This is a genomic window from Vibrio sp. V42_P2S4T144 (assembly GCF_009904715.1).
GTDB lineage: Bacteria > Pseudomonadota > Gammaproteobacteria > Enterobacterales > Vibrionaceae > Vibrio > Vibrio alginolyticus.
In genome coordinates, this window is the sequence record NZ_WXWS01000392.1 from 1 (window position 1) to 6,638 (window position 6,638).

4 protein-coding genes are annotated in these 6,638 nt (G+C 45.0%); 1 reads left to right on the forward strand and 3 read right to left on the reverse strand.

The features are described from left to right. Positions 1 to 59: 59 nt before the first annotated feature. Entirely contained in the window at positions 60 to 572 is a 513-nt protein-coding gene (locus CAG68_RS13145) for a glycine cleavage system protein R (protein ID WP_005376814.1), read from the forward strand. Between the two features lie 77 nt (positions 573 to 649). Here the strand turns inward: CAG68_RS13145 and nspC are convergent, their stop codons facing one another. From nspC to CAG68_RS13160, 3 genes are all read right to left on the reverse strand, one after another. Then, complete coding sequence (gene nspC, locus CAG68_RS13150) at positions 650 to 1,783, reverse strand: carboxynorspermidine decarboxylase (protein ID WP_085569790.1); 1,134 nt, start codon at positions 1,781 to 1,783, stop codon at positions 650 to 652. Positions 1,784 to 1,886: 103 nt separating this feature from the next. Then, on the reverse strand, positions 1,887 to 3,131 hold the full coding sequence (locus CAG68_RS13155) for a carboxynorspermidine synthase (protein WP_012841628.1): 1,245 nt from the start codon (positions 3,129 to 3,131) through the stop codon (positions 1,887 to 1,889). 18 nt (positions 3,132 to 3,149) lie between these two features. Continuing rightward, positions 3,150 to 6,026 (reverse strand): pyridoxal phosphate-dependent class III aminotransferase, encoded by a 2,877-nt coding sequence (locus CAG68_RS13160; RefSeq protein ID WP_054730795.1) that lies wholly within the window; start codon positions 6,024 to 6,026, stop codon positions 3,150 to 3,152. Positions 6,027 to 6,638 lie beyond the last annotated feature (612 nt).

Below are 6,638 nucleotides of genomic sequence, written 5' to 3' on the forward strand. Positions count from 1 at the left end.
AACTTAAGTAGCACGTTTATTCGTACTGCGTCCAAACCTTGATTCCAGGAGGGGACATTATGAACACCGTATTTATTGTTAATTTTGTCGGACAAGCGTCACCCGCCACGATTAAAGAGCTCGCTGCAATCACACACGAAAACGGCGGGAAATGGCTGATCAGCAAAGTAAACTTTATCGAAGACCAAGTTGCAGGTGTCATCAAAGTAGAGCTTCCAAGAGAAAATGCCGACATCGTTAAACAGGCGTTCTCTTCTTGTCAGACTCTTGTTGTTAGGTTCGTCGACTCTGAACCTCATTCATATCGTGAAGACACTATCTTCCAACTTCGTTTAGATGCCAACGATAGAGCGGGTATTGTGAATGAAATTACTCACGTTCTCGATAATCAAGGTATCTCAATTTTAGATATGGATTGTCAGCGTGTATTCATTGCAGGAGGCGGAGGGGTAAGCTCTAGCTTATTCAGCGCTAAAATGGCGATAAAACTACCTAGCGAGCTAGAAATTGAAGACATAGCCAATGAGTTAGAATCTCTGAGTGAAGACACTCGTGTAATTGTAGAAAGCTAACTGCATACCTTTAACGCTTCCCCAATAAAAAGAGCAGCAATTCAGCTGCTCTTTGTCGTTCTAATACTCAATACGTTTTATATCACTGACCACTGAGACAGTGAACGTTTGAAATCAGAGTAGTCAAATTCATTCAGTTTTTGAGTGTCACCATTCGAGCGTTCACAGTAGACCGACGGCATACGTAGACCGTTAAACCAGTTCAGTTTCACCATGGTGTAACCGGCACTATCTAGAATATGCAGACGCTGTCCTATCTCTAGAGGCTGTTCGAAGTTCGCCACGCAGAACTGGTCTCCAGCCAAACAAGAGCACGAGCCGATCACATACTCGTGTTCACCATTTTCAGATGCTTCAAGAATTGACGCTGGCTCATTGTAGATCAACGTATCTAAGCGGTGAGCTTCTGTGGCTGAATCGACAATCGCCGTCTTCTTTACGTTCTCAACGATATCAACCACAGTGACCACTAGGTCAGTCGTCTTGGTAATGATCGCTTCGCCCGGTTCTAGGTACATTTGCACGCCGTGTTTTTCAGCAAACGCTTTCAGCGCTAGGCCAAGCTTTTCGATGTCATAACCCGGCCATGTGAAGAACACGCCGCCGCCCATGCTTACCCAGTCCAGCTTATCTAGGTACTCGCCAAACTGAGCTGAAATAGCATCGAGTAAGCCGATAAACGCATCCACGTCTTTGTTCTCACAGTTCATGTGGAACATTACGCCATCAATACCATCAAAAATTTCCGGTTTGATGTGATCAGCCTGAACACCAAGACGAGAGAATTGACGCGCTGGGTTTGCTAAGTCTTGCCCTGCATAGCTCACACCTGGGTTTAGGCGCAAGCCAATCGATGCTTTGCCTTCGACAATATGACGATAAGCCGCTAGCTGTGACTGAGAGTTAAAGATCATCTTGTCACAGATGTCCGCCACATCGCGAACGTCATCTTCGCTGTAACCCACACTGTATGCGTGTGTCTCACCACCGAACGTTTCGTAGCCAAGCTTCACTTCAAACGGGCCAGAACTTGTTGTTCCGTCTAGGTAAGGCTTGATGATGTCGAATACACCCCATGTTGAGAAGCACTTCAGTGCTAATACAAGCTTCACACCAGAGATGTCTTTTAGCTGTTTTGCTTTCTCTAGGTTCTCAATCAGCTTGTCTTCATTGATCATGAAGTATGGCGTTTTTAGTTCGTTTTGTTGCATTTTGATACCTTACGTCTCTTCGCCTTAGCAAAGACACTATAAAATCGAACAAAGCCGACGCAAGTGCATCGGCTTAAACGTACAAATAAGAGTCGCTAAATTCTTACTTCAATTTATGGATAACAGGTTGTCCTGGCTCCAGTTCTTGAACATGCCAATCTAGACCAATAGATGGCATGGTTTCTAGGAATGGGTCTGGATCTAGTTGTTCCATGTTGAACACGCCTTTGTCTGCCCACTTGCCACGGAAGAACTGCAAAGCCGCAGTGATCGCTGGTACGCCAGTGGTGTATGAGATAGCTTGGTGTTCAACATCTTCGTATGCGACTTCGTGATCAGCGTTGTTGTAAATAAATACACTGCGCTCTTTACCATCTTTCTTACCTTGAACCCAAGTACCGATACACGTTAGGCCAGTGTAGCCTGGTGCGAGTGATGTTGGATCTGGTAGTAGTGCTTTTAGCACGTGCAAAGGTTGAACAACCGTACCGTCGTGAAGCGTTAGTGGATCTGGGCTGAGTAGACCGATGTCGCGCATCACATTGAAGTAGTTTAGGTAACGGTCACCAAAGCCCATCCAGAATTCGATGCGTTTCGCCGGGATGAACTCTTGCATAGATCGAACTTCGTCGTGCGCCATTGAGTACACTTTGTGTGAACCACAATTCGGGAATTCAAACTCAAGCATACGTGAGTGACAAGGTACTTGTTTCCACTCGCCGTTTTCCCAGTAGAACGAATCGCCTTGAATCTCAAGCATGTTCGTTTCTGGATCAAAGTTAGTTGCGAACTTCTTACCGTGGTCGCCTGCGTTTACATCCATTACGTCGATAGTATCGATTTCATCGAACAGATGCTTCACTGCGTATGCGGCAAACACCGATACTACGCCCGGATCGAAACCAGCACCAAGAATACCTGTAATGCCGGCTTCTTCAAACTTCTCACGGTAACCCCACTGCCAATCGTAAGCTTGAGGTACTTGTTGGCCTTCAGAGCACAAATCAACCGCAACAGATGTATCAAGGTATGACACTTTAGCTTGGTAACATGCTTCCATAATAGACATGTTCACCCAAGGAGGACCTGCGTTGATCACTAAGTCAGGTTGTACTTCTTTAATTAAAGCAACTAAAGAATCTACGTCGTCCGCGTTTACCGCTCGCGCTTCTAATTTCTTAGTTGAATCTTTCAGATTGTTTTTCTTCTGAATCGATTCGATGATTTTCTCACACTTACCTACGGTACGTGATGCGATTGTGATATCACCCAGAACGTCGTTGTTTTGTGCTGCTTTATGTGCAACTACCCAGCCAACGCCGCCTGCACCAATCTGTAGAATTGCCATAGTTTTCCGTTACCTTTGTTAAACTAGCTCTGCCGCTAGCGTATTGATTTTTGAGAGCAAAGATTCAAAGTCCGCCGTCGTCAGACACGGGTTCAAAATCGTAAATTTCAATGCAGTTTTATCGTCGACAATGGTTTCACCCAATACCGCGATACCGCGTGTTAACGCTTCTAAGCGCAACGTTTTGTTCAGTTCATCAAGATCCGCTGATTCATGTGTCGCGCGGAACAGAACCGTAGATAGTGATGGTTCAGCCAACAACTCAAAGTGTTTGTTATCTCGAATCATGTCCGCCACTTCAAGCGTCTGTTCAAGCAAATGATCATACATATCGCCTAGGGCTTTTGGCCCTACGCTTTGCATCGTCATAAACACTTTGAGCGCATCAAAACGCTTAGTTGTCGCAATAGACTTATCCACCAAGTTCGGTAGTTCGTCGTGTTCGCGGTTCAAATAGTCTGCATGGTGAAGCAGGAATTTAAAGTTAGACTTGTCATTTACCAATAGCGCACCACAACTGATGGTTTGGTAAAACAGCTTATGGAAGTCTACGCTGATGGAATGTGCACGCTCACAACCTTTCAGACGCGCTTTTTGGCTACTTAGAATCAGAGCTCCACCGTATGCACCGTCGACGTGCATCCACATGTCATGTCTCGCTGCCATATCGGCGATAAAGTCTAAGTCATCAATAGCACCGTGGTCCGTTGTACCCGCTGTACCAACAATGGCAAATGGGATCAAACCTTCTGCTTTGGCCTGATTGAGAACTTCGTCTAATTTAGTGACATCCATCGTTCCATCGGCATTAGCATCGACGGTCATGACCGCTTTTTCACCCAATCCCATCCAAGACGCTGATTTTTGAACCGTGAAGTGGGATTTTTTCGAACATACAATACGTAGCTTGTCTGCGTATTCAGGAAGGCCAAGCTTTTGAATTGAGTGTGCACTGAGTTTGTCAACAATCCAATCTCGCGCAAGCATCAAACCCATTTGGTTACTTTGCGTGCCGCCGCTCGTGAAGATACCGTCCGCTTTTTCACCTAACTCATATTTATCGCATAGCCAGTTCACAACTTTCTGTTCAACATAAGTCGCTGATGAAGCTTGATCCCATGAGTCCATCGACTGGTTCAAAGCCGCAATCATTGCCTCTGCCGCAATCGCTGGCATCAACGGTGGAGTATGTAGGTGAGCAATACAATCTGGATGTTGAGTAAAAATTGCGTTTTTCGCGACCAGCTCAGCAGCATCGTCGATAACGGTTTTAAGAGGCGCATTTCCATTATCAAGATCAACGTCGTGAATCGCTGCTTCCAATGCTTTTGGATCCATACCTGAATACGGTGCAGTCACTTGTTCAAACACTGACTTCATTGCCGTAGTAGTGTGATTCATCACCGAAGCAAATTCATTGCTGCCCATCTCTCCAGTGTGGATGAAATGCTTCTTCCATTCATCTTGTGGCTGAGTTTCGATGTGACTACCGCCAGCGGCTAAAATCGCGTCTTCAAATACACGTAAAGCAAAGTCGATTTGCTCAAACGAGATGATAAGAGGAGGAAGGAAACGAATTACTGCGCCTTCGCGTCCACCTTTTTCAACGATCAAGCCACGCTCGAGTGCTGCGCGTTGAATAGAAAGTGTGAGTTCACTATCCGCTTGAGGTTCACCAAATTTATTGAGCTCACCGTCTGGATTTTTAATCTCCACGCCTAGCATCAAACCTTTGCCACGAACCTCTGCGATACAGTTTACACGCTTTTGAATACTCTCAAGGCCGTAACGCAGGTACTGACCCGCAATATTGGCATGCTCAACAAGGTTATCACGCTGGATAATTTCTAATGCTTTCGCACCAGAGACCATAGCTAGCTGGTTACCACGAAATGTACCTGTGTGCTCGCCCGGCTTCCATGTATCATGTTGCTTGTTGATAACCAATAGCGACATTGGTAAGCCACCACCAATTGCTTTTGATAAACACAGAATATCTGGAACAATGCCCGACTCTTCGAACGCGAAATTGTAGCCAGTTTTACCAATACCACACTGGATCTCATCGAAGATCAGTAAGATACCGTGTTCATCACAAATACGACGTAACTCTCGTAGCCAGAATGCTGGCGCAGGAACAACACCACCCTCACCTTGCACTGGCTCCACGATAATCGCGGCAGGCTTCATAATGCCTGACTCATCATCGTTTAAAAGACGATCGATATAGCGAATACTTGCTTTCGCACCTTCATCACCGCCAAGCCCAAAAGGACAACGCAGGTTGTATGGGAAAGGCATAAAGTGCACATCCGACATCAAACCGGTTCGACGAGCTTTCGTGCCTAAGTTACCCATCATCCCCATCGTACCATTAGTCATACCATGGTATGCGCCACGGAAGGCAAACATAGTGTTGCGACCGGTAGTCTGTTTCGCGAGCTTGATAGCAGCTTCAACCGCATCAGCTCCAGACGGGCCACAAAATTGGATAACGCTGTTCTCGCTTAACTCTTGAGGAAGAAAAGACTTAACAGATTGAATAAACGTCGTTTTTGCTGATGTTGCAATATCTAGCGTCTGATATGGCAGTCCTGAATCTAATTGCTCTTTCAGAGCTTGGTTTATTTCAGGATGGTTATACCCCAAAGCTAGAGTGCCTGCCCCAGCAAGGCAGTCTAGAAAGATCTGTCCACGCGTATCTTCAACCAAGCACCCAAAGGCTTGTTTAATTGCGATCGGCAAACGACGTGGATAAGAACGTACTTCAGATTCATGCTCAGCCTGATCAATCAATACTTGATCTGGCGTTAAGTCATACGTTCCCTCAACGATAGGAACCTGAGACGAAAAAATGTTTGCGATATTGCTATCGACTTCAAAGGCAGTGCTCATACTACATAATCCCTTGAATTATAATAATTCTGTATCCTGTATTAATAATCATTAGAATGAAATTACAGGAGGTGTGAATACCCCTCCGCATTTGTCAGTGCATAAATGACAAATACAGATCATCCGCCACGATACTCGCGACTTTATATGTAAAAGGGATTAATCAAGGTTCTGTAATGCACCCGTTTTGTAAAACAGGACATTTCGGCAGTATGAAGCTGATTAGTGTGTGTTTATTCAAAGGTTTCAATGTTGGGTTTCCCATTAATATGCCGCGTTTACAGCATTAGTATCCCGTCTATCGACAAAAGGCTTTGCCGATACCTACCCTACGCAGTGTCACAATCAGCTTGAATGGTCACTACGCGTATCCCCCAGAGATCAAACGTTGTTAATTACGCTCCGAGATTGCGCGCGAATTTATCACAAAATAAAATCTTCTGGCAACGATTTTTCATATTAGTAACAGTGATGTAAATCACAACAAAACATACCCCATCGTAACTCGCATGTTCATATTCATGAGCTATGCTTTTATGCTTCTCTCAAACAGCTGTTATTTAAACAAATATTCTTGAGATATCATCACCTCACCCAACAGAGGTTTAAGGT

Bases quoted from the DNA above. Each gene is read 5' to 3' on its own strand.
- CAG68_RS13145 (WP_005376814.1), top strand. From the start codon at position 60: ATGAACACCGTATTTATTGTTAATTTTGTCGGACAAGCGTCACCCGCC.
- nspC (WP_085569790.1), bottom strand. From the start codon at position 1,783: ATGCAACAAAACGAACTAAAAACGCCATACTTCATGATCAATGAAGAC.
- CAG68_RS13155 (WP_012841628.1), bottom strand. From the start codon at position 3,131: ATGGCAATTCTACAGATTGGTGCAGGCGGCGTTGGCTGGGTAGTTGCA.
- CAG68_RS13160 (WP_054730795.1), bottom strand. From the start codon at position 6,026: ATGAGCACTGCCTTTGAAGTCGATAGCAATATCGCAAACATTTTTTCG.